Source organism: Sphingomonas sp. KR3-1 (assembly GCF_040049295.1).
Lineage (GTDB): Bacteria > Pseudomonadota > Alphaproteobacteria > Sphingomonadales > Sphingomonadaceae > Sphingomonas.
Genome location: NZ_JBDZDQ010000001.1, coordinates 1,069,021 through 1,091,222 on the forward strand (window position 1 = coordinate 1,069,021; position 22,202 = coordinate 1,091,222).

At 67.4% G+C, this 22,202-nt stretch carries 25 protein-coding genes; 12 read left to right on the top strand and 13 right to left on the bottom strand.

Going from position 1 to position 22,202, the window contains the following annotated elements; translation table 11 throughout:
- Nucleotides 1–4 precede the first annotated feature (4 nt).
- From ABLE38_RS05295 to ABLE38_RS05350, 12 genes are all read right to left on the bottom strand, one after another.
- Nucleotides 5–358 carry an iron-sulfur cluster assembly accessory protein gene (locus ABLE38_RS05295; RefSeq protein ID WP_348973111.1) on the bottom strand — a complete coding sequence of 118 codons (354 nt, stop codon included), beginning with the start codon at nucleotides 356–358 and terminating at the stop codon, nucleotides 5–7.
- Nucleotides 358–834, bottom strand: a complete 477-nt coding sequence (locus ABLE38_RS05300) for an SUF system Fe-S cluster assembly protein (RefSeq protein ID WP_348973112.1) — start codon at nucleotides 832–834, stop codon at nucleotides 358–360. Before ABLE38_RS05300 ends, ABLE38_RS05295 begins: the two co-directional genes overlap by 1 nt.
- Nucleotides 831–2,042 (bottom strand): cysteine desulfurase, encoded by a 1,212-nt coding sequence (locus tag ABLE38_RS05305; protein ID WP_348973113.1) that lies wholly within the window; start codon nucleotides 2,040–2,042, stop codon nucleotides 831–833. The genes ABLE38_RS05300 and ABLE38_RS05305 overlap by 4 nt, the downstream gene beginning before the upstream one ends.
- A gap of 154 nt (nucleotides 2,043–2,196) precedes the next feature.
- Complete coding sequence (locus tag ABLE38_RS05310; RefSeq protein WP_348973114.1) at nucleotides 2,197–3,279, bottom strand: SufD family Fe-S cluster assembly protein; 1,083 nt, start codon at nucleotides 3,277–3,279, stop codon at nucleotides 2,197–2,199.
- On the bottom strand, nucleotides 3,276–3,656 hold the full coding sequence (locus tag ABLE38_RS05315; protein WP_348973115.1) for a hypothetical protein: 381 nt from the start codon (nucleotides 3,654–3,656) through the stop codon (nucleotides 3,276–3,278). Before ABLE38_RS05315 ends, ABLE38_RS05310 begins: the two co-directional genes overlap by 4 nt.
- On the bottom strand, nucleotides 3,656–3,955 hold the full coding sequence (locus ABLE38_RS05320) for a hypothetical protein (RefSeq protein ID WP_348973116.1): 300 nt from the start codon (nucleotides 3,953–3,955) through the stop codon (nucleotides 3,656–3,658). Before ABLE38_RS05320 ends, ABLE38_RS05315 begins: the two co-directional genes overlap by 1 nt.
- The gene (sufC, locus tag ABLE38_RS05325; protein ID WP_348973117.1) at nucleotides 3,952–4,695 is read right to left on the bottom strand and encodes a Fe-S cluster assembly ATPase SufC; all 744 of its coding nucleotides are present in this window, start codon (nucleotides 4,693–4,695) and stop codon (nucleotides 3,952–3,954) included. The genes ABLE38_RS05320 and sufC overlap by 4 nt, the downstream gene beginning before the upstream one ends.
- Nucleotides 4,696–4,703: 8 nt before the next feature.
- On the bottom strand, nucleotides 4,704–5,264 hold the full coding sequence (locus tag ABLE38_RS05330; RefSeq protein ID WP_348973118.1) for a hypothetical protein: 561 nt from the start codon (nucleotides 5,262–5,264) through the stop codon (nucleotides 4,704–4,706).
- Nucleotides 5,264–5,467, bottom strand: a complete 204-nt coding sequence (locus ABLE38_RS05335) for a hypothetical protein (protein ID WP_348973119.1) — start codon at nucleotides 5,465–5,467, stop codon at nucleotides 5,264–5,266. The genes ABLE38_RS05330 and ABLE38_RS05335 overlap by 1 nt, the downstream gene beginning before the upstream one ends.
- Entirely contained in the window at nucleotides 5,464–6,927 is a 1,464-nt protein-coding gene (sufB, locus tag ABLE38_RS05340; protein WP_348973120.1) for a Fe-S cluster assembly protein SufB, read from the bottom strand. Before sufB ends, ABLE38_RS05335 begins: the two co-directional genes overlap by 4 nt.
- On the bottom strand, nucleotides 6,927–7,349 hold the full coding sequence (locus ABLE38_RS05345; protein WP_348973121.1) for an SUF system Fe-S cluster assembly regulator: 423 nt from the start codon (nucleotides 7,347–7,349) through the stop codon (nucleotides 6,927–6,929). Before ABLE38_RS05345 ends, sufB begins: the two co-directional genes overlap by 1 nt.
- A gap of 77 nt (nucleotides 7,350–7,426) precedes the next feature.
- Entirely contained in the window at nucleotides 7,427–8,338 is a 912-nt protein-coding gene (locus tag ABLE38_RS05350; protein WP_348973122.1) for a helix-turn-helix domain-containing protein, read from the bottom strand.
- A gap of 269 nt (nucleotides 8,339–8,607) precedes the next feature.
- On the opposite strand from ABLE38_RS05350, the gene ABLE38_RS05355 reads away from it, so the two are divergent.
- The 3 genes from ABLE38_RS05355 to ABLE38_RS05365 all read left to right on the top strand — a co-directional run bounded on the left by ABLE38_RS05355 (nucleotide 8,608) and on the right by ABLE38_RS05365 (nucleotide 13,282).
- Nucleotides 8,608–9,585 (top strand): quinone-dependent dihydroorotate dehydrogenase, encoded by a 978-nt coding sequence (locus ABLE38_RS05355; RefSeq protein WP_348973123.1) that lies wholly within the window; start codon nucleotides 8,608–8,610, stop codon nucleotides 9,583–9,585.
- A 153-nt stretch (nucleotides 9,586–9,738) separates the two neighbouring features.
- On the top strand, nucleotides 9,739–11,457 hold the full coding sequence (gene ggt / locus ABLE38_RS05360; protein ID WP_348973124.1) for a gamma-glutamyltransferase: 1,719 nt from the start codon (nucleotides 9,739–9,741) through the stop codon (nucleotides 11,455–11,457).
- A gap of 40 nt (nucleotides 11,458–11,497) precedes the next feature.
- Nucleotides 11,498–13,282: an AMP-dependent synthetase/ligase gene (locus ABLE38_RS05365; protein ID WP_348973125.1), complete on the top strand. Its 1,785-nt coding sequence runs from the start codon at nucleotides 11,498–11,500 to the stop codon at nucleotides 13,280–13,282.
- 39 nt (nucleotides 13,283–13,321) lie between these two features.
- Here the strand turns inward: ABLE38_RS05365 and ABLE38_RS05370 are convergent, their stop codons facing one another.
- Nucleotides 13,322–16,213 (bottom strand): insulinase family protein, encoded by a 2,892-nt coding sequence (locus ABLE38_RS05370; RefSeq protein ID WP_348973126.1) that lies wholly within the window; start codon nucleotides 16,211–16,213, stop codon nucleotides 13,322–13,324.
- Between the two features lie 396 nt (nucleotides 16,214–16,609).
- Here ABLE38_RS05370 and ABLE38_RS05375 point away from each other — a divergent pair, with 396 nt between their 5' ends.
- From ABLE38_RS05375 to ABLE38_RS05415, 9 genes are all read left to right on the top strand, one after another.
- Nucleotides 16,610–17,440, top strand: a complete 831-nt coding sequence (locus ABLE38_RS05375) for an aspartyl/asparaginyl beta-hydroxylase domain-containing protein (RefSeq protein WP_348973127.1) — start codon at nucleotides 16,610–16,612, stop codon at nucleotides 17,438–17,440.
- A gap of 48 nt (nucleotides 17,441–17,488) precedes the next feature.
- Nucleotides 17,489–17,755, top strand: a complete 267-nt coding sequence (locus ABLE38_RS05380) for a hypothetical protein (protein WP_348973128.1) — start codon at nucleotides 17,489–17,491, stop codon at nucleotides 17,753–17,755.
- 105 nt (nucleotides 17,756–17,860) lie between these two features.
- Nucleotides 17,861–18,433, top strand: coding sequence for a NifU family protein (locus tag ABLE38_RS05385; protein WP_348973129.1), 573 nt, complete (start codon nucleotides 17,861–17,863; stop codon nucleotides 18,431–18,433).
- Nucleotides 18,434–18,461: 28 nt separating this feature from the next.
- The gene (locus ABLE38_RS05390) at nucleotides 18,462–19,055 is read left to right on the top strand and encodes a malonic semialdehyde reductase (protein WP_348973130.1); all 594 of its coding nucleotides are present in this window, start codon (nucleotides 18,462–18,464) and stop codon (nucleotides 19,053–19,055) included.
- Complete coding sequence (gene tsaB, locus ABLE38_RS05395) at nucleotides 19,042–19,686, top strand: tRNA (adenosine(37)-N6)-threonylcarbamoyltransferase complex dimerization subunit type 1 TsaB (RefSeq protein ID WP_348974451.1); 645 nt, start codon at nucleotides 19,042–19,044, stop codon at nucleotides 19,684–19,686. Before ABLE38_RS05390 ends, tsaB begins: the two co-directional genes overlap by 14 nt.
- Nucleotides 19,683–20,159 carry a GNAT family N-acetyltransferase gene (locus ABLE38_RS05400; RefSeq protein WP_348973131.1) on the top strand — a complete coding sequence of 159 codons (477 nt, stop codon included), beginning with the start codon at nucleotides 19,683–19,685 and terminating at the stop codon, nucleotides 20,157–20,159. The genes tsaB and ABLE38_RS05400 overlap by 4 nt, the downstream gene beginning before the upstream one ends.
- Nucleotides 20,160–20,268: 109 nt before the next feature.
- The gene (locus ABLE38_RS05405; RefSeq protein WP_348973132.1) at nucleotides 20,269–20,682 is read left to right on the top strand and encodes a MucR family transcriptional regulator; all 414 of its coding nucleotides are present in this window, start codon (nucleotides 20,269–20,271) and stop codon (nucleotides 20,680–20,682) included.
- Between the two features lie 106 nt (nucleotides 20,683–20,788).
- Complete coding sequence (locus ABLE38_RS05410) at nucleotides 20,789–21,211, top strand: Fur family transcriptional regulator (RefSeq protein ID WP_348973133.1); 423 nt, start codon at nucleotides 20,789–20,791, stop codon at nucleotides 21,209–21,211.
- Between the two features lie 67 nt (nucleotides 21,212–21,278).
- Nucleotides 21,279–22,094 (top strand): lysophospholipid acyltransferase family protein, encoded by an 816-nt coding sequence (locus ABLE38_RS05415; RefSeq protein ID WP_348974452.1) that lies wholly within the window; start codon nucleotides 21,279–21,281, stop codon nucleotides 22,092–22,094.
- Nucleotides 22,095–22,202: the final 108 nt, after the last annotated feature.

Here is a 22,202-nt window from a genome sequence, read left to right on the forward strand (position 1 = left end):
ATCGTCAGACCGTGAAGCTCTCGCCGCAGCCGCAGCTGCCCTTGGCATTGGGGTTCTGGAAGGTGAAGCCGGCGGTGAAGTCGTCCTCGACCCAGTCCATCGTCGAGCCGATCAGGTACAGAATCGAGCTGCCGTCGACATAGAAAGTGCCACCCGGCGTCTCGATCTTCTCGTCGAACGGCTTGGCCTCGGTGACGTAGTCGACCGAATAGGCCAGCCCCGAACAGCCGCGCCGCGGCGTCGACAGCTTGACTCCCACCGCGTCCGCGGGCGCCTTGGCCATCAGATCGGCGATGCGCTGCTCGGCGGCCGGCGTCAGGATCAGCGCGGCGGGGCGAATGCGGGTCGTGGCGTTCATCACAGCATCCCCAGTTCGAGCTTGGCCTCGTCGCTCATCTTCTGCGGGTCCCAGGGCGGATCCCAGACGAGATTGACTTCGGCATGGCCGATCCCCGGCACCGAGCCGACGCGCAGCTCGACTTCGCCGGGCATCGATTCCGCCACCGGACAATGCGGCGTGGTCAGCGTCATCTGCACCGCGGCATGGCCGTCGGCGGTGATGTCGACGCCGTAGATCAGGCCGAGATCGTAGATGTTCACCGGGATCTCGGGATCGTAGATCTCCTTGAGCGCGGTGATCACTGCCTCATAGAGCTCGCCGCCCGGCTCGGTGCCCGACAGCGCCTGCGGCTTTTGCGAGAGGAAACCCGAGAGATAGTCGCGCTTGCGCTCGAACGTCTCCGCCACCCCTTCAACCGCATCATCGACGCGCGCCTTGGGCGGGGCCGCCACGGCCTCCACTTCCTCGACTTCAATCTTACGCTCTTCGTTCATCCGAAGATCCTTGTGACCCGTTCTATTCCAGCGACCAGCGCAGCGATGTCGTCCGCGCCATTGTACACCCCGAAGCTCGCCCGCGCCGTCGCCGGCACGCCGAGCGCGTCCATCAGCGGCTGGGCGCAGTGGTGCCCGGCGCGGATCGCGACATTGCCTTCATCCAATATGGTGGCGACGTCGTGCGGGTGCACCCCCTCCACCGCGAAACTGACGATGCCGGCGCTGTCGGCGGGGCCGAACAGCCGGACCGAATTGAGCTGCGTCAGCGCCTCGCGTGCCTGGGTGACCAAGGCCGCCTCATGCGCGTGGATGCGCTCGAGCCCGATGCCGTCGACATAATCGATCGCCGCATGCAGTGCGACCACGCCGACGATGTGCGGCGTCCCCGCCTCGAACCGGCCCGGAGGCGGCGCAAAGGTGGTCTTCGCAAAGGTCACCCGGTCGATCATCGAGCCGCCGCCCTGATAGGGCGGCATCGCGTCGAGCAATTCGTAGCGGCCCCAGAGCACGCCGATCCCGGTCGGCCCGTAGAGCTTGTGCCCCGACATCACATAGAAGTCGCAGCCGATCTCGGCGACGTCGACGGGCATGCGCGGCACCGCCTGGCAGCCGTCGAGCAGGATCTTGGCGCCGACATTGTGCGCCAGCTCGGTCGCGCGCTTGGCGTCGAGCACCGAGCCGAGCACGTTCGAGACATGCGCAAGCGCGACCAGCTTGTGCCGCTCGGTGAGCATTGCCGCCATCGCGTCGAGGTCGATGCGCTGGTCGGCGGTGAGCGGCACCACGTCGATCTCGGCGCCGACCTTCTCCGCGATCATCTGCCAGGGCACGATGTTCGAATGATGCTCGAGCGTCGAGAGCAGGATGCGGTCGCCGGCCTTGAGCTGGGTCCCGGCCCAGCACTGCGCAACCAGGTTGATCCCCTCGGTCGCGCCGCGGACGAACACGACTTCCGCTTCCTTGCCGCCGAGGAACCGCGCCACCCGCTTGCGCGCCGCCTCATAGGCGAGCGTCATGTCGGCCGAGCGCTGGTACACGCCGCGATGCACGGTGGCATAGGTCTCGCCATAGGCGCGGTTGATCGCGTCGAGCACCGGCTGCGGCTTCTGCGAGGTCGCCGCGGTGTCGAGATAATGCCAGCCGGCCGGGATCGCCGGGAAATCGGCGAGCAGGTCGAGCGGACGGGTGTCGATTGCCACGCTCATCGCGCCACCTCCGCACGGCCAAAGTGAAGGGAGTCGTGGCAAATCATTTCACTTTGCCCGAGCCGCGCCCTGTTTGCGGAAGCGGGTGCGTGCAAGGGCGCTAAAAAGAACATATGCGGAACATTTGGGGTGCCGCCGTGCTTTTGCAAGAGGCTCATAGCGCAGTGTCCAGCCAGGCTTCGGCATCCGCCGCGAACGCTTCGCGCACCGCGTCCTCGCCGATCCGGGCGAGCGCATCGCCGACAAAGGCGCGGGTGAGCAGTGCCTGGGCGCGGGCGCGGTCGATGCCGCGGCTCTCCAGGTAGAAGAGCGCCATCTTGTCGAGCTCGCCCACCGTCGCGCCGTGCGCGCACTTCACGTCGTCGGCGAAGATCTCGAGCTCGGGCTTCAGGTTCACCGTCGCGCTGCGCTGGAGCAGCAGCCCGCGCAGTGACTGCTCGCCATCGGTCTGCTGCGCGCCGCGCGCCACTTCGACGCGGGCGGCGAGGCTGGCCACCGACTTGTCCGCCGCCACCGCCCGCCAGATCTGCCGCGAGGTGCCTTCGAGCGCGTCGTGGCGCACCGCGACCGCGGCTTCCTGGCGCTGCGTTCCGCTGGTGAGCAGCGCGCCGCCCATCTCGGCGAACCCGCCCTTGCCGTTGACCAGCAGCGAACCGTCGATCCGGCTGCCCATGCCGCCGGCGCCGAGGAAGATCGAGACCAGGCTCGCCGCCTCGCCCACTTCGGCCTCGTCGCGCAGCGAGACGAACCCCTCCGACTGGAGCAGCCGCACCGAGCGCATCAGCCGCGCGCCACGCTCGAGGCACAGGATCGTCAGCCGGTTCGCCCAGCCGCTGCCCGCATAGGTCTCGACCACGCTCGCCACCGCATCCTCGGCCAGCATCAACCGGGCGGGCACATGGCTCTCGCCGCCGGTGCCGAGATGGACGACCTGCACGGTCAGCGCGGCATGTTCCTTGCCCAGGTGCAGCGACCAGCCCTCGCCATCGGTGAGGCTGCCGAGCGGGTGATCGGTGGTCGCGACCTGCTGGGTGATCTGCACCGGGCCGGGGCGCGAATGCGCGGGCTCGAAGCGACCATCGACGAACAGCAGCCGCGGCCCCTCGATATCGAGGAACAGCGACGCGGCATCGATGCCGGTCTCGTGCTGCGGCGCCTCGGCCGCGGCCTTGAGCGCGCCCATATCGGCCCAGCGCCATTCCTCCTGGCGCGCGGTGGGGAGTGCGAGCAGCGTCACTGGCCGGCCCTTCGTGCGGCGACGCGCTTGTCGGCGAGCTCGCCGATCATCGCCTCGCGCTTCGCCATTACGCAGGCGCCGAGCGCCTTGTTGAGTTCCGCGGTCTTCGCCGCGCGGTCCGCGTCGCTAACGCCCTTGGCGCGGGTCGCTTCGAAGCCGGGCAGGAATTCCGGCCAGCATTGCTCCATCGCGGTGCAGCCGATCCGATCGATCTCGGCATCGCCGGTCGATTGCTTGATCTTGCAGCTGGCGCCGTTCCTGCCGAAATCGACCTTGGCACGCCACGTCTTGAGCTTCTGGCCGATCACGGTGATTTCCTCGCCCGTCTCGGGATTGGGCACCGTCTGCGCGGAGAGCGCGAGGCTGAGCAACAGCATCACTGTCCCGCCCTCCAGTTGCGCTTGAAGTCGGCGAGCAGCGCGGGCTTGCGCTTGTCGATGCAGGCTTTCACCGCGGCGGAATCGCGCGCGCCCTGGCGGACGCAGGCAGTGGCCGTGCGGCAGAGCTGTCCGTCGAGCTTGGCATAGCCGCTCGACTCGCTGAGCGCGCAGCCGAGCTTGCCGTCGGCGCCCTTGCTGACCGTCGCCGAGATCGCCGCGAGCTTGCGCCCGACAACCTCGATGTTGATCTCGTCCTGCGGCGCTTCCTGGAGCATGAGGAGCAGGGAAAGGATCACGCCGCCACGGCTCCATAGCCTTCGCGCTCGAGCTGCAGCGCCAGCTCCGGGCCGCCGGTGCGCGTGATCCGGCCCGCCTCGAGCACATGGACGAAATCGGGCTGCACATAGTCGAGCAGCCGCTGGTAGTGGGTGATCAGCAGCACGGCCTTGTCGGGCGCGCGCATGATCCGGTTGATCCCCTCGCCCACCGCCTTGAGCGCATCGATGTCGAGCCCGGAATCGGTCTCGTCGAGGATCGCGAGCTTGGGGCCGATGATCCCCATCTGGACCATCTCGTTGCGCTTCTTCTCGCCGCCCGAAAAGCCGACATTGACCGGGCGCTTGAGCATCTCGACGTCCATGCCCAGCGCATCGGCCTGGGCACGCGCGAGCTTGAGGAACTCGCCGCCCGAGAGCGGCGTCTCGCCCCGCGCACGGCGCTGGCTGTTGAGCGCCTCGCGCAGGAAATGCAGGTTGGAGATGCCGGGAATCTCGACCGGGTACTGGAAGCCGAGGAACAGCCCCGCCGCGGCGCGCTCGTGCGGCGCCAGCGCGAGCAGGTCCTCGCCGTCGAACTCGACGGTGCCGCCGGTCGGCTCATAGCCGGGGCGGCCGCCCAGCGTGTAGCCGAGCGTCGACTTGCCGGCGCCGTTCGGCCCCATGATCGCGTGGATCTCGCCCGCGTTCACGCCGAGGCTGAGCCCCTTGAGGATTTCCTTGCCGTCGATTTCGGCGCGGAGGTCGGTGATCTTCAACATCTTGGTCGTCATTCCTTGGGCGCGAAAATGGGGCCCTTGTCCGTATCGTCGCGGTGCTGGTCGTTGCCGGTGGTGAAGCGCACCACCGGACCGTCCGAAGCCGGGTTGCTGGGCGGCGCGATCTTCTTGACGCGCTGGCGCTCGGTCTCGCGGCTTTCCTCGCTATTCTCGTTCGGCCCGACGATGCTGGCGGACAGCACCGGCTTGGGCTGGACCAGCTTGGGCAGATCGAAGAGCGCCGGCTTGCCCGCTGCAGGCGCCACCGGCGCGGGCGCGCCGATCGTCGCAGCGGCGTCGAGCACGGTCATCTCGGTGCAGTCGGTCACTTCGTCGGCGGTCTTGGCATAGCAGACCGGCGTCGACTGGCAGGCATTGGTGTCGCGCCGCTGGCTGCCGCTCGAGATCATCACCCGGCAATTGCGCAGCTTGCCGTCCGCACCCTTGTCGAACAGCATCGTGGTGCGCCCGAAGGTGGCGCGCACGACGATGTTCGCCTCGTCGTCCGCCGGCGTGCCGACTGCCTGGGTGGCGGGCACGGTCTGGGCGAGCAGGAGAAGGGCGGTCAGCATCACCACCACAAGGCCTTATATGCGATGAAGAGCGACAGGATCATCGGCAGCGCGACGCCGAGCAGGAACTGGAAATAGGCGCCCGGATCCTGGTCTCGCGTGATCACGGCGCCCCAGTGCCAGGCTTTTCGCGTGGCAAGCGACCAGGCGATCAGCCCGGCCTCAAACAACGAGAAAAGCAGCCAGGGAACCGCGTTGATCACCCGACCGAACCTTCCAGCGAGATCCCCAGCAGCTTCTGCGCTTCCACCGCGAACTCCATCGGCAGCTGCTGCAGCACTTCCTTGGCGAAGCCGTTGACGATCAGCGCCACCGCGGCTTCCTGGTCGAGTCCGCGCTGCATCGCGTAGAACATCTGGTCCTCGCTGATCTTGGAGGTCGTCGCCTCATGCTCGATCTGCGCGCTGGGGTTCTTCACTTCGATGTAGGGCACGGTGTGCGCGCCGCACTGGTCGCCGAGCAGAAGCGAATCGCATTGGGTGAAGTTGCGGACATTCTCCGCCGCCGCGTTCACGAGGACACGCCCGCGGTACGTGTTGTTCGAGCGCCCGGCCGAAATGCCCTTGGAGACGATCGTCGAGCGGGTGTTCTTGCCGATGTGCAGCATCTTGGTGCCGGTATCGGCCTGCTGCATGCCGTTGGTGACCGCGACCGAATAGAATTCGCCGACCGAGCCGTCGCCCTGCAGGATGCAGCTCGGATATTTCCAGGTGATCGCGCTGCCGGTCTCGACCTGGGTCCAGCTCACCTTCGAATTCTTGCCGGCGCACAGCGCGCGCTTGGTGACGAAGTTGAAGATGCCCCCGACGCCATTCTCGTCGCCGGGATACCAGTTCTGCACGGTCGAATATTTGATCTCGGCATCGTCGAGCGCGACCAGCTCGACCACCGCGGCGTGGAGCTGGTTCTCGTCGCGCATCGGCGCGGTGCAGCCCTCGAGATACGAGACATAGGCACCCTTGTCGGCGACGATCAGCGTGCGCTCGAACTGGCCGGTATTCTCGGCATTGATGCGGAAATAGGTGCTCAGCTCCATCGGGCAGCGCACGCCCTCGGGAATGTAGACGAAGGTGCCGTCGCTGAAGACCGCCGCGTTCAGCGCCGAATAGAAATTGTCGCGCACCGGCACGACCTTGCCGAGCCACTTCTTCACCAGCTCGGGATATTCGCGGATCGCCTCGCTGATCGAGCGGAAGATGACGCCCGCCTCTTCCAGCTCCTTGCGGAAGGTGGTGGCGACCGAGACGCTGTCGAACACCGCATCGACCGCGATCTTGCGCGCGCCCTCGACGCCGGCGAGCACCTTCTGCTCCTCGATCGGGATGCCGAGCTTCTCGTACGTCCGCCGGATCTCGGGATCGAGATCGTCGAGGCTGTTGATCGTCTTCCTCTGCTTGGGCTCGGCGTAGTAATACGCGTCCTGATAGTCGATGTGCGGGATGCTCAGCTTCGCCCACTCCGGCAAAGTCATCTCCTGCCACATGCGGAACGCCTTCAGCCGCCAGTCGAGCATCCACTCGGGCTCGCCCTTCTTGGCCGAGATGTAGCGGACCGTGTCCTCGCTCAATCCCTTGGGCGCGAACTCCTGCTCGACGTTCGAGGCGAAGCCCCATTCATATTTCTTGTTGGCGGCTGCGAGCGCCTCGGCATTCTTGGTGGCCATCAGGCAATCTCACTCACATTTGCGCTCAGACTGGCGAGCGAAACGCCCGCAAGCGCGCCCTTTACCGCGCCGTTCACGACATTCCAGTGCGGCTTCACCCGGCAGGTCTCCTCGACGCAGCAATCATGCTTGCCGCCGTCGACACAGGCGGTGAGCGCGATCGGCCCCTCGACTGCCTCGACGATGTCGGCGAGCGTGATCGCCGCCGCCGGACGCGCCAGGCGGAAGCCGCCACCGGTGCCGCGCGCGCTTTCGAGCAGCCCGGCCGACGAGAGCTTGCTCACCAGCTTCTGCACCGTGGGGAGCGGCAGCCCGGTCTCCTCGGCAAGCGTGGTCGCGTTGAGCCGGCACGTCGCGCCGCAATGGCGCGCCGCGGCGGACATCATCACGACCGCATAGTCGGCAAGGCTCGAAAGGCGCATCAATTCCTTCGCTGGCCCTCCGCGCAAAAGCGCCGCGGACCCAATCGGACAAATCTGTTCCGATTGGGCAGATGGGCTCAACGGCGGCGAAGGTCAACCGATTCGGGAATCACGTCGGGCAGGAAATGGAAGGTCTCGTTGTCGAGCGTCACCGCCAGCACCGGATCGATCCCCGCGCGCAGCGAGGTCGGGGTGTGGCCGGTGAACTGCTTGATCTCGTTGATCATGTGCGACTGGTCGGAGAAGGGCTCGACCACCTCGTCGACACTCGCGCCCTGATAGATGCGCATCGCCGCGCCGATCGCACGGAACTTGCGCTTCAGATGCGCCGGGCTGCCGGCGAAATAGTCCTTGCACAGCCGCTGGACCTGGCGCTCGCCGATATTCGAGCTCTTGCGGATGCGCACATAGAGATCGTCGATCGTCGGATCGTTGGTCGCCGCCCATTCGCGCACCGCGCGCAGGAAGACGAGATGCGCGGTCGGCACCGGCTTCACCTCGAGCTGGCGCATCTTGAGCAGCGGCTCGATCGCCGCGACCATCTCGTCGAGCGTCTCCATCTTGTGGAGCTGCTGCCAGAGCAGCCCGGCCTGCTCGCAGAACAGCTTCTCGCCATCGACGATATGGTCGGCGACCTTATAGGCCGGCAGCCCGATCAGCGCCTTCCAGCCGATCGCGCGCAGCGACACGCCGAAGCAGTGGAACGGGCCGCGGATGCGATACTGGGCCGCGGCGGTGCCCGGGCCGTTGATCATCACGCGCCGCGTCTTCTCGGCGTGGCCGTCGGGGAAGATCACCTCGCCCTCGCCCTTGATGACGAAGCGCAGCTGGCCGAGATCGACGCGCTCGATCCCTTCGATCGCGTCGGCATCGTGGCGATAGAGATAATAGGATTCCACGTGCGGAATCAGCGCGCCCTCCGCCTTGCGGAAGTCGATCTGCGGCCCCGGATCGCGGTCGATCTCTTCGGCCGGCTGCGCCGGTTTCATATTGGTTGCGCCCCGCATGTTCTGCCCCGTTGATCCGAGTTGTTCCTCTCCTCGGATTCCTGTTCTGAGCGCAAATATACCGGATGGTCGCCAAATAGAAAAGTGGCCCGGTCAGCCGAAGCCAACCGGGCCAAAAGGAAAGGGTTCCCCCATAGAGCGGAAACCCCTCGGGTCGCAGTTCCCGTCTAGCCGGGGGCCGGGGGACGGTATTGGAAGGAATCGACATACGCAGCTTTACGGAGGCAAAATCCGATGCGAAGGCCATGCCCATGGCCTATACCTTCCGCTCCGCGCTGTTCTCGCTCGACGCCGAACGGGCGCACCGCGCCGCGATCCGCGCGCTCGCGATCTGGGGATCGCTCGGCAGCGTTTTTAGCTCCGATATGGTTGAATCGCCCATCCAATTGGGAGGATTGACCTTTCCCAACCGAATCGGGCTCGCCGCCGGGCTCGACAAGGATGCCGAGGCGATTCCCGGCCTGTTCGCGCTGGGCTTCGGCGCGGTCGAGGTCGGCACGCTCACCCCGCGCCCGCAACCGGGCAACCCGAGCCCGCGGCTGTTCCGCCTGGTCGAGGACGAGGCGGTGATCAACCGCATGGGCTTCAACAATGGCGGGATCGACGCCGCGCTTGCCCGCATCGCAAAGCTCGGGCCGCGCAAGGGCCTGCTCGGCATCAATGTCGGCGCCAACAAGGACAGCACCGACCGCGTCGCGGACTATGCGCTCGGCGTCGGCAAGGCGGCGGGCCATGCCGATTACATCACGATCAACGTCAGCTCGCCCAACACGCCGGGCCTGCGCGACCTGCAGAGCCGCCCGGCACTCGACGAGCTGCTCGCCGCCGCCGACGCCGCGCGCGCCGGCACACCGATTTTCCTCAAGGTCGCGCCCGATCTCGATCGCGCGGGGCTGGAAGGCGCGATCCGGGCGGCGCTCGACAACCGCATCGACGCGCTGATCGTCTCCAACACCACGATCTCGCGCCCGCCGCTCCGCTCGCCGCATGCCGGCGAGGCTGGCGGCCTGTCGGGCAAGCCGCTCACCGAACTGGCCCGCGAGAAGCTGATCGAGGCGGCGGAGATCGCCGCGGGCGCGCTGCCGCTGATCTCGGCGGGCGGGATCGACGGCCCGGACGAAGCCAGGCGCCGCATCGATGCCGGCGCCACGCTGGTCCAGGTCTATTCGGCGCTGGTCTACAAGGGCCCGGGCCTCCCCCGCGCGATCGCAAAGGCACTGGCAAGGTAAGGCCCTCTCCCATCTCCCCACTCGTCATCCCCCGCGCAGGCGGGGATGACGAAGAATGGGGTCGGGTGCCGGAGGAACCCCATACCAGCGCGGCATAGCCCCCATGCCCCTCCCCGCTTGTTGACCGGCGCGCCTGCCGCTACGGCTGGGGCCATGAAGAAGCTGTTCCTGCTGCTCGCGTTCCTGTTCACTCCGATCTTCGCCCAGGCCCAGGGCGTGGTGAGCGCCGCCGATCCGCGCGCCGCGGCCGCCGGAACCGAGATGCTGCGTGCCGGCGGCAGCGCCACCGATGCGGCGATCGCGACGATGCTCGCATTGAACGTCGTCGAGCCGCAGAGCTCGGGCATCGGCGGCGGCAGCTTCATCCTCCAGTACAATGCCAGGACCAACCGGATCACCACGGTCGACGGGCGCGAGGCGGCGCCGATGGCGGCAACCGACCGCTGGTTCTTCGATCTCGAGGGCAAGCCGCTCAGCCACGCGGCCGCGGTGCCCGGTGGGCGCAGCGTCGGCGTGCCGGGCGCGCTGCGGGCGATGGCGCTGGCGCACAAGCGCGGCGGCAAGCTGCCCTGGGCGCGGCTGTTCGCCCCGGCGATCCGGCTCGCCAGCCAGGGCTTCGACGTGTCTCCCCGGCTCAACAACGCGCTCATCCAGTTCAGCGGCCATGTCGATCCCGCCTATCGCGCGCTCTATTCCACGCCCGACGGCAAGCCGCTCGCGGTCGGCACCCACGTGACCAATCCCGAGCAGGCCGCGCTGCTCCGCCGCGTGGCAAAGCTCGGCCCCGACAGCTTCTATGTCGGCCCGCAGGCGCAGAAGCTGGTCGCCGCGGTCAACGGCGCCGCGCGCAACCCGTCGAAGATGACCACCGGCGATCTCGCCGCCTATGCCGCCAAGGACCGCCCGGTGCTGTGCGGCAGCTATCGCGGCTACAAGATCTGCTCGATGGGCCCGCCCTCCTCGGGCGGCGTCACCGTGCTGATGATCCTGGCACAGCTCGAGCGCTTCGACATGGCGAAGCTCGGCAAGGACAACCCCGTCGCGTGGCACCTTTTCGCCGAGAGCTCGCGCCTCGCCTATGCCGATCGCGACCTCTATGTCGGCGATCCGGACTATGTGAAGGTGCCGCTGGCCGGCCTGCTCGACCGCACCTATCTCGCCAGCCGCTCGGCGCTGATCAGCCCCGACAGCACGATGCCCAAGGTCGCCGCCGGCACTCCCGTAGGCGCCCCGGCCCGCGTCCGCGCGCAGAGCCAGGAAGTCCACGGCACCACCTCGCTCTCGGTGGTCGATACCGCGGGCAACATCGCCCAGGTCACCACCACGGTGGAGAGCCCGTTCGGCTCGGGCCTCGCCGTCGACGGCACGATCCTCAACAACGAGCTCACCGATTTCGACATCATGCCCGAGAAGGACGGCTGGCTCGCCGCCAACCGCGTGGAAGGCGGCAAGCGCCCGCGCAGCTCGATGGCACCGACGATCGTCTATGGCCCGGACGGCAAGGTCCGCATCGCGATCGGCGCGGCGGGCGGCTCGACGATCATCGCCCAGGTGGCGAAGGCGCTGGTCGGCGTGATCGACTGGAAGCTCTCGGCGCAGGACGCGATCGGCCTGGGGCTGCTCTACGCGCCCGGCCAGGTGGCGGTGGCCGAGAAGGGAACGCAGCTCGATGCGATGATCCCGGCGCTGCTGGGGCTGGGTGAAAAGGTCCAGTCCGCCCCGCTCGGCCTCAAGGCGAATGCCGTCGAGCGCGTGAAGGGCCGCTGGACCGGCGGCGCCGATCCGCGCAGCGAAGGCGTGGTAATGGACCAACAGGGCCGGACGACCGTTATCAAGCGCGTGGGCGCGCAGCCGAACCGGCCGTCGGAATAAGCGGGACGCTCCAAAAGGGGCGCCCGGACTAGGAGTGGGAATGCGCAAGCTCGAACGGTTCGACAATCTCGTGCAGATGTTCTTTGCACGCGCCAGGGAGAAGGGCGATGCGCCCTTCCTGTGGCACAAGGCGGACGGCAAGTGGCAGCCGACCAGCTGGGCGGAAACCGCGCGCCAGGTGGCGAGCCTGTCCGCCGCGCTCACCGCGCTCGGGCTGAAGCGCGGCGACCGGGTGATGCTCGTCTCCGAGAACCGCCCCGAATTCTGCATCAGCGACCTGGCGATCATGGCCGCCGGCTGCGTGACCGTGCCGACCTACACCACCAATACCGAGCGCGATCACCAGCATATCATCGAGAATTCGGGCGCCTGCGCGATCATCGTCTCGAACACCAAGCTGGCCAAGACCCTGCTCCCCGCCGCGATCCGCGCCTCCACCGCGCGGATGATCATCGGGCTCGAGGAGCTGCGCGTCGCCCAGCAGGGCAGCCTGGAATTCCATGACTGGAAGGCGCTGATCGAGAAGCACGACACCGATCCGCGCGGCGTCTCGTGCAACTATCGGCGCGAGGACCTGGCCTGCATCATCTACACCAGCGGCACCGGCGGAAGCCCGCGCGGCGTGATGCAGCATCACGGCGCGATCCTGAGCAACGTCGAGGGCTGCTGCACCGTCATCTCGGAAGATTTCGGCTGGGAGGACGAAGTGTTCCTCAGCTTCCTGCCGCTCAGCCACGCCTATGAGCATACCGGCGGCCAGTTCTTCCCGATCGCGCTCGGCGCCGAGATCTATTATTCCGAAGGCCTCGAAAAGCTCGCCTCGAACATCGAGGAAGTCCGCCCGACGCTGATGGTCGTCGTCCCCCGCCTGTTCGAGGTGCTGCGCACGCGCATCGTCAAGCAGGTCGAGAAGCAGGGCAATTTCGCCAATTTCCTGCTCGACAAGGCCGTGGCGATCGGCGGGCGCAAGGCTGCGGGCAAGTCGGGGCTGGGCGACCTGCCGATGAACCTGTTCCTCGGCGCCACGCTGCGCCCCAAGCTCGCCAAGCGTTTCGGCGGGCGGATCAAGGCGATGGTCTCGGGCGGCGCGCCGCTCAATCCGGAAGTCGGCATCTTCTTCCAGAGCCTCGGCCTCACTTTCTTGCAGGGATACGGCCAGACCGAGGCCGCCCCGGTGATCTCGTGCAACCGGCCCAAGGCCGGGCTCAAGATGGACACGGTCGGCCCGCCTCTGGACGGCGTCGAGGTCCGCATCGCCGAGGACGGCGAGATCCTGGTGCGCGGCGAGCTCGTCATGCACGGCTATTGGCGCAACGAGGAAGAGACCAAGCGCGTCCTCAAGAATGGCTGGCTGCACACCGGCGACATCGGCCTGATCGACGCCAAGGGCCGCATCCAGATCACCGATCGCAAGAAGGATATCATCGTCAACGACAAGGGCGACAATGTCGCGCCGCAAAAGGTCGAGGGCATGCTGACGCTGCAGCCCGAGATCGTCCAGGCGATGATCGCCGGCGACAAGAAGCCGTACATGTCCGCGGTGATCGTCCCCGATCCCGAATGGACCGCCGAATGGTGCGCGCACACCGCCACCAAATGCGACTTCCGCGAGCTGGCGCACGACCCCGACTACAAGGCGGCGTTGGCGCATGCGGTGGAGCGGGTGAACAAGGACCTCTCGGTGATCGAGCGCGTCCGCAAGTTCATCGTCGCCGACGAGCCCTTCACGATCGAGAACGAGCAGCTCACCCCCAGCCTCAAGATCCGCCGCCACGTGCTGAAGGGCGTGTACGGCGAGCGGCTGGACGGGCTGTATCGCGCATAAAAAACGCCCCTCCCGCGAGGGGGAGGGGCTGAAAAAAGCCTACTTCTTCTCCGGCACCACCTTCAGCGCCCAGTCCTTGTCCGGGCGGAGATACTTCATCGCCAGCCCCTGCACGTCGGCCGGGCTGACGCGCGAATAGTCCGCCGCCAGCGTCTCGACCGCGGCGATCCGCGCCGGATCGTAGGTGCCGCCCTCGACCAGGCGCATCCAGAACATGTTGCCCGAGGACATGCGCAGGATCTGCTGCTTGAGCGGCGTCAGCGCGCGGTTGAGCTCGTCGGCGTCAACCGGCTTGGCGACCAGGTCGGCGGCGATCTTGCGGGCAAGGTCGAAGAAGAAGTCGACCTTGTCGGGCGGCACCAGGCCGAGCGCGATGATCTTGCCGCCCGCCGGCAGGCCGAGCGGCCACTGGCTCGCCACCTGCGGCGAATAGCTCACGCCCGCCTGGCTGCGCAGCTGGTCGAGCAGCCGGTCGCGGAAGATCGCGGCGAGCACCTCGAGCTTGCGGCTCTCGCTGATCCCGCCATTGGCGGTGCCGCCGCCGGTCGGCCAGGCGATCACCGCCGCGGCCTGGTTGGGCTGGCCCTTATGGGTGAGCGTCACCGGCGTGGCGACATGCGCGGGGAACTCGACCGGGGCGAGCGGCGCCGTGCTCGCCAGGCGCGGCTTGAGCGCGCCGAAAGTCGCGGCGACCGCCTTGATCGTCGCCTCGGTATCCATGTCGCCGAACACTTCGACTTCGATCGGGCCGCCCGCAAGCAGCGGCTCCCAGAACTTGCGGAAGCTCGCCGGGGTGGTCGCGCGGATCGTGTCCTCGCTCGGCAGGCCCCAGCGCGGATCGCCATTGTGCGCGAGCCGCTCGAGATCGCGGTTGAGCACCTGGTCGGGCGAGGAGGACAGGCCGGCATAGCCCGACAGCGTCGCCACCTTGGCGCGGGTCACCGGATTGGGATCCCAGCCCGGCGCCGCGAGCTTGACCGCGAACAGCTTGAGCTGGTCGAGCAGGTCTTCCTTGGTGGTCTGCGCCTTGAGCGTGAAGGCATCGTCGCCGATGTCGAAATCGGCGCCGATCTGGCGGCGGCCGGTGAGCGCGTCGAGCTCCTCCTGGCCATATTTGCCGACGCCGCTGGCCACCAGCGCGCCTTCGCCCGCCCAGGCCGGGGTCTGGGCCTTGTTGGACAGCCCCGAAAGCCCGCGGCCGAAGCGCACATTGACATAGACCTTGCCGGTCTCGGACGGATCCTGGCGCAGCAGCAGCGTCACGCCATTGGCGAAGGCGAGCTTCTCGATGCCGGTGCCGGGCAGGATCTGCTCGCGGCTCGCCACCTTGCCGGCAAGGCCGAGCTTGGGCAGCGCATCGAAGCTGACATTGCCGACCAGCTTGCGCTTGGCATTGGCGGCGACATTCGCCTCCAGCGCCGAGGCGACCTTGGTCATGATCGCCGGATCGGGCGCGTGCAAATTGACGAGCGCGCGGGTCGCCGTGCCTTCGAACACCTTCTTCGACGAGGCGAGCACCGTGGCGGGGGTGAACATCTTGCCGTCCACCGCGCCCTTGAAGATCGCGTAGGAGAATTCGGGCGTCGTCACCGTCTCGTGGATGTCGACCGCCTCGGCCAGGTCATCGGCGAGCTTGGCGCCCGCGTCGACCGGCGCGGTGTTGATCCGCTGCTTCATCGAGGATTCGATCTCGGCGACCTCGCGGTCGATCTCGGCCTGGGTCGGCGGCGTCGCCTGCGCGTCGGCGATCACCGCGCGCACGTCGCGCAGTGCCGCTTCCCAGTCGTCGCCCACGGGCAGCACCTGCACCGTGGTGATATTGGCCGAACGGCCGATGTCGGAAAGGTCCGCGCCCGCCGCGATGAACGTCCCGCCGGTGCGCGCGCGCGTCTCCAGCCGGCGATTGATGATGCGGATCGCGACGAGGTCGATCATCCGCTTCTGGTTGAAGATCACCGTGTCGCCATCGACCGTCCAGGGGCGGACGATCGCCATCGTCGTCATCACCGGCAGCGCCGATTCGACGATGCTGGCGGCGACCGGCTTGCCTTCCACCGGCTTGCCGAAATCGGGCGTCGGCACGGCCGGGCCGGTGCCCTTCCAGTCGGAGAAATACTTGACGACCATCTGTTCGAGCAGCGCCGGATCGACGTCGCCGCTGACGATGACGGTCGCGCGCTCGGGGCGATACCAGCGGTCGTGGAAGGCCTGGACCGTCGCGGGCGTCGCGCCGGTCAGCGTCTCGACCGTGCCGATCGGCTCGCGCTGGGCGAGCGGCTGGCCGGCGAACATCAGGTCGAGCATCGCGTCCTGCAGCCGCACGCGGGGCCCGGGCTGCTCGCGCTGCTCGGCCATCACCACCGGCCGCTCGGAATCGAGGATCTTCTGGGTGATCTCGGGACCGGACATCATGCCCGCCAGGATCTTGAAGCTCTCGTCGAGCCCGGCCGGCGTCGCCATCGGCAGGTCGAGCTGATAGGTCGTCGCAGTGAAGGTGGTGCTGGCGTTCGAGTCCGAGCCGAAGGTCACGCCGAGGCGCTGCCAGATCCGCTTCGATTCGCCGTCCGGCACATAGACCGAGCCGCGGAACGAAAGATGCTCGAGCATGTGCGCGAAGCCGCGCTCGCTGTCGGTCTCCATCAGCGAGCCGACGTCCATCCGCACGCGCACCGAGACCTGGCCCGGCGGCACGCCGTTCTTGCGCACCGCATAGCGCAGGCCATTGGGAAGCCGCCCGAATTTCCACGCATCGTCATGGACGAGGTCGCTCTTCTCGTAGAGCCACGGGTCCTTGGCGGTCTGCACCGGCCGGCCGACCGTCTGCGTGTCGGGGACGTTCGGGGGATTGGTGTTGACCGTCTGGGCCTGCGCCACCGGCGCGAGGGTTGCGAAAGCGACGAGGGCAAGCGGAGCGCGCAGGAAGAAATGCATAGGTCGTCCATCTAGGGGCGAAGCGGCGGGCATGCCAGCGCGAACCTTTCCGCCACATGTACGGCTCGGCACACTTTCTCCTTCTCCCTTGTGGGAGAAGGAAGGGGTCCGCTCGCGAAGCGAGGGGGAAGGATGGGGGGACGTGAGTCTCACTCCCCCTCGCCCTTCCGCCGACTGCGTCGGCTCCCTCCCTCTCCCACAAGGGGAGAGGGAGAAATCGCCGCGACATTACCCACCCGTCACGAACCCGCCCTTTTGCGCCGCGGCAGGGCCATGATCTCGACCAATCCCGCAGCTAGTCAAAGGGCGCGCGGGCGCAGACTCGCCGAAACAGGGGCAAACTAACCAAGAAGGTCTGGTGTAGTGAAGGTCGAGCCGAGCGCTGGGGGCAGCGCAATGTGGCGGGACTCGGGCGAAGTCGATGCCGCGCAAGCACGGGAAATGATTCCCGATCTGACGGTCATGTCCGGTGCAGTGATGCCCGACATGCCGCTGCGCGCCGACCGGCATCGCCCCTTCCTGATCAAATATGGCAAGCATCTGCGCGGCGCGCTCGACCGGTTCATCGCGCGCTTCTCGCTCGTCTCCACCGATCCCGTGCTCGACGTGCGCGACTTTGCCTGGACCGAGGCGCTGCGCGCCAACTGGCAGGCGATCCGCGCCGAGGCGATCGCCGCCGCGTTCGAGCCGCACCTGGCGCCTTCGCTCGCGCTGATCTCGCCCGATCACCGCGCCATCGCGCCGGCGAACAAGTGGCGCAGCTTCTTCCTCTATGGCTATGGCTATCTGGTGCAGGAGAATCTCGATCGCTGCCCGGTAACCACCCGACTGGTCGAGGCAATCCCGGGGCTCAACAGCGCCTTCTTCTCGATCCTCGCGCCCGGCACGCACATCCCGGCGCACCGCGGCGTCACCAAGGGGCTGATCACCTGCCACCTTGGCCTGATCGTGCCGCGCGATGGCGATGCGCGCATGCGGATCGACGATCGCGTGCTGCGCTGGGCCGAGGGCGAGACGCTGGTGTTCGACGACACCTATGACCACGAGGTGTGGAACGACACCAGCGGCACGCGGGTCGTCCTGCTCATCCAGTTCCGCCGGCCGCTGCGCCAGCCGGGCCGCTGGTTCGTCGACAGGTTCCTTGCCTGGATCCGCGGCTCGGCATTCGTGCAGGATGCGCGGACGAACCTGATTCGGTGGAACGGGGTGGTCAATACGACCAATTGATTTGCGGGCGCGGCGGGCCCACATGCCGGCCCGAAGGAGCTGCCGAACATGGCTAGTGATCGCGCCAAGGCCTGGACCGAGTTTCGCCGGATGATCGTCTGGATCGCGCTTGCCGGCGTGGTGATGGTCGCGGGCTCGCTCTGGTATCTCTCGCTCTACGACGCGCTCTACCCCTCCGCGATCCTCGCGACGATCGGCGGCGTGTTCCTGTCCACCCTGCTCGGCTGCGGCCTGTTCGCCGCCGCCTTCTTCAGCGACAAGAGCGGCCACGACCAGAATGTGACCAACGCGACCACGCACGAGGCGGAGGACTGAGTTCAGTCCGTCACCCTGGCGGCGGAACCGCCCCTACCCCATCGGAAACCTTTCGTTTCCCCCTTCCAGCTTGATCCGCACCGCCCGAGCGCCCAAATGGCGGTCATGTTGATCGAGACCGAAGCCACGCCCAATCCGGCCACCCTCAAGTTTCTGCCGGGCCGCACCGTGATGGACGCGGGCACGCGCGACTTCGCGAGCCCCGAAGAGGCCGAGGCCTCGCCGCTCGCCACCGCGCTGTTCACCCTGGGCGACGTGACCGGCGTGTTCTTCGGTCGCGACTTCATTTCCGTGACGATCGCGCCCGGTGCCGAGTGGCGCGACGCCAAGCCCGATGTGCTCGGCATCCTGCTCGATCATTTCGCCGCGAACATGCCGCTGTTCTTCGCGCCCTCGGCCGGCTTCAGCGTTCCCGCCGAGAGCCAGGACTTCGGCGACAATCCCGAAGACGCCGAGATCATCGAGCAGATCAAGGAACTGATCGAGACGCGCGTGCGCCCCGCGGTCGCCAATGACGGCGGCGACATCGTCTATCGCGGCTTCGATGCCGGCAAGGTCTATCTCCAGATGCAGGGCGCCTGCGCGGGCTGCCCGAGCTCGACCGCGACGCTCAAGAACGGCATCGAGCAGCTGCTCAAGCATTACGTACCCGAAGTCACCGAAGTCCGGGCCGTCTGAGCCCAATCGCCTACGAAAGGACTGAATAATGGCCACTCCGCTCGATGACGCGGCGCTGGATACGATCTTCCGTACCGCGCGCTCGTATAACGGCTACACCGATGCCCCGGTGACCGAAGCCGACATCCGCAACATCTACGAGCTGCTGAAGTGGGGCCCGACCTCGGCGAACAACCAGGCCGCGCGCTTCGTCTGGCTGACCAGCGACGAGTCCAAGGAAAAGCTCGCCGCGCTCGCCAGCAGCACCAATGCCGACAAGATCCGCAAGGCGCCCGCCACCGTGATCATCGGCATGGACCTGGCCTTCAACGAACAGCTCCCCTGGCTCTTTCCGCACGCGCCGACCGCCAAGGACTGGTTCCCGAGCGAGGAGATCCGCTACACCCACGCCTTCCGCAACTCGTCGCTCCAGGGCGCGTACTTGCTGATCGCCGCCCGTGCGCTCGGCTTCGATACCGGCCCGATGTCGGGTTTCGACAACGCCAAGGTTGACGAAGCGTTCTTTGCGGACCAGCCCAATGTGAAGTCCAACTTCATCGCAACGCTGGGACATGGCGACCCCTCCACCATCTTCGATCGGCTCCCGCGTCCTGAATTCGAGCAGTTCAATCGCGTCCTCTGATCTTACCCTAGTCATCGAGACCGCGACCGCCGCCTGCTCGGTCGCGCTGCTCGCCGGGACCGAGGTGATCGGCGCCGCCCATGAAGTCGTGGGCCGCGGCCATGCCGAGCGCCTCGTGCCGATGATCGCGTCGCTGCCCGGCGAAGGCCGGGCGGCGCGCATCCTCGTCGATGTCGGCCCGGGCAGCTTCACCGGGGTGCGCGTCGGCCTTGCCGCTGCGCTCGGCCTGTCGATCGGCTGGGGCGTGCCCGTCCAGGGCTATTCCTCGCTCGCGCTGATCGCCGCGGCCGGCTTCGCCGCCGATCCGGGTAGCCCCCGGCTTGCCGTCGTCCTCGAAGGCGGGCACGGTGAGGTGTTCATGCAGGCGTTTCATTCCCAGCCGCTCGGCGAAGACGGGCCGTTCCGCTCGCTCGCCCCCGCCGCCGCGCTCGCCGCGCTCGAGGGCCGGCCGGCGATTGGCAGCGGCGTCCGCCACCTCGCCGCGCTCTCGACGACGCTCGACCTGCGCGAGACGCTGCCCAATGCCGCCGATGCGCGGCTGCTCGCCGCCGGCTTCACCGCGCTCCCCGCCCGCCCGGTCTACGGCCGCGCGCCCGATGCCAAGACGCTCGCCGAGCGGGGCCTGGCATGAGCGGCACGCTCCACCTGGTCGAGCTGCGCGAAGGCGGCGCGCAGGACCTCGCCAGCGTCAACACGATCATGCTCGACGCGTTCGACGCCAAGTACGGCGAGGCGTGGACCAGCGCCCAGTGCCTGGGGATGCTCTCGCTCCCGGGAGTCTGGCTGGTGATCGCCAGCGTCGACGGACAGGATGCGGGCTTCGCGCTCGCCCGCGTCGTCGCCGACGAGACCGAGCTGCTCCTCCTCGCCACTCGTCCGGCCGCGCGCCGCCGCGGCGTCGCCGGCGCGCTGCTCCGCGCGGTCATCGACGAAGCACGCGGCCGCGGCGTCGTCCGCGTGCACCTGGAGGTACGCTCAGGAAACGATGCGGTACGGCTCTACCGTCGTGAAGGCTTCGAAAAGGTCGGCGAGCGGCGGGAATATTATCGTGGACGTAGCGGACAGTTGTTTGACGCGCATACCTATGCGCGCAACATCGACTGACACTTACGAATAATTGCAAGGATTGGTCTTGCGTTCGATCCGAAATGGTCCGATAGGGTCTTGCGAGGGCACATTCTATAGTAGCCATTAAAGGGTCGAAAGGAAAAAGATGGAAACGCGAACCGAGATCGATGAAACGCTGGTAACGCTGACGGCGGATATTGTTGCAGCACATGTCAGCAATAATAGCGTGTCGGTTTCCGACCTTGCGACTCTCATCCAGAACGTCCACGGCGCCCTTTCGGGTCTTGGCCGTGCGGTCGCGGAGCCCGAAGTCAAGCAGGAGCCGGCGGTTTCGGTGCGTGCTTCGGTGAAGCCCGACTACATCGTTTGCCTGGAAGACGGCAAGAAGCTCAAGATGCTCAAGCGCCACCTGATGACGCACTATCAGATGACCCCCGAGCAGTACCGCGCCAAGTGGAACCTGCCGGCCGACTATCCGATGGTCGCCCCGAACTATGCCGAGCAGCGCCGCACCCTGGCGAAGAAGATCGGCCTGGGCACCAAGCGCCGCAAGCGCTGAGCCGCGCAACAAGACGAAACATGAAAGGTCGGCCCGGACAGCTCCGGGCCGGCCTTTTGCGTTTCGGCATCTTTTATCTTGCGCGCGTTGACGTTACATCGCGGCCATGGGCCGTAAGATCGATCTCGAAGCGCTGTGCCACGAAAAGGGCCTGCGCATCACTGAACAGCGCAAGGTGATTGCGCGCGTCCTCTCCGACGCCGAGGACCATCCCGACGTGGAAAAGGTCTATGAGCGCGCCTCGGCGATCGATCCGGGCATCTCGATCGCCACGGTCTACCGCACCGTGCGCCTGTTCGAGGAGGCCGGCATCCTCGATCGCCACGATTTCGGCGACGGCCGCGCCCGCTACGAGCCCGCGCCCGAGGCGCATCACGATCACCTGATCAACGTCGAGACCGGCGAAGTCATCGAGTTCGTCGATCCCGAGCTCGAGCTGCTCCAGAAGCAGATCGCCGAGCGGCTGGGCTTCCGCCTGGTCGACCACCGGATGGAGCTCTACGGCGTCACGCTCGACCGCAAGAGCTGAGGTGGCGCCCGCGGGCGAGACCCGGGCCGAGCGCGCGGCCCGTCGCCGCGAGGAGGCGACCCGGGGCATCGAGGCGCCGCTGAGCCTGCGCGGCAAATGCCGGCTCACCGCCCGCGTCGCGCTGCTCGTCCTCGCGCTGCTACTCTTCGTGCCGCTTCACTATCTCTTCCGCCTGTTCCGCCTGCCCTCGCCCTGGCCGCGCCATTTCCTCGCCAGCGCCGCGCGGATCTGCGGCGCCCGCGTCCGCCGCGTCGGCACGCACCTGAAGCGCGACGTCTTCTACATCTCCAACCATCTCAGCTGGATCGACATTCTCGCGCTCGGCGGGGCGAGCGGCACCGCCTTCATCGCCAAGGCCGAGATCGAGAGCGCGCCGGTGGTCGGCTGGCTCGCCGGGCTCAACCGCACCGTCTATGTGAAGCGCGAGAACCGCCTCGGCGTCGCCGAGCAGATCAACGAGCTGCGCGATGCGCTGGCCGAGACCTGGGCGGTCACCATCTTCCCCGAAGGCACCACCACCGACGGCAAGTCGCTGCTCCCGTTCAAGACGCCGATGCTGCGCGTGCTCGAGCCGCCGCCGCCCGGGGTGATGGTCCAGCCGGTGATGCTCGATTACGGCGCCGCCGCCGATGACATCGCCTGGATCGGCCAGGAGCGCGGGCTGAGCAACGCCAAGCGCATCCTCAGCCGCAAGGGCAGCTTCCGCCTCGACGTGCATTTCCTCGAGCCCTTCCACCCGCGCGACTTCCCCGGCCGCAAGGTGATCGCCGCGGAGAGCCGCCGGCGGATCGAGGAAGCGCTGCTCCAGGTCCTCGGCGCGCCGCTGCGCCCATTCCGCTTCGCGGAAGAGGCGATCGGCTACAAGCCTAAGCCTGCAGAGTAATTCCTCTCCCGGAGGGAGAGGGGGACCGCCGCCGAAGGCGGTGGTGGAGAGGGCTCGCCGCAGGCGATATCGTCCGTGGCAGGGGCCCCTCCACCAGCTTCGCTGGTC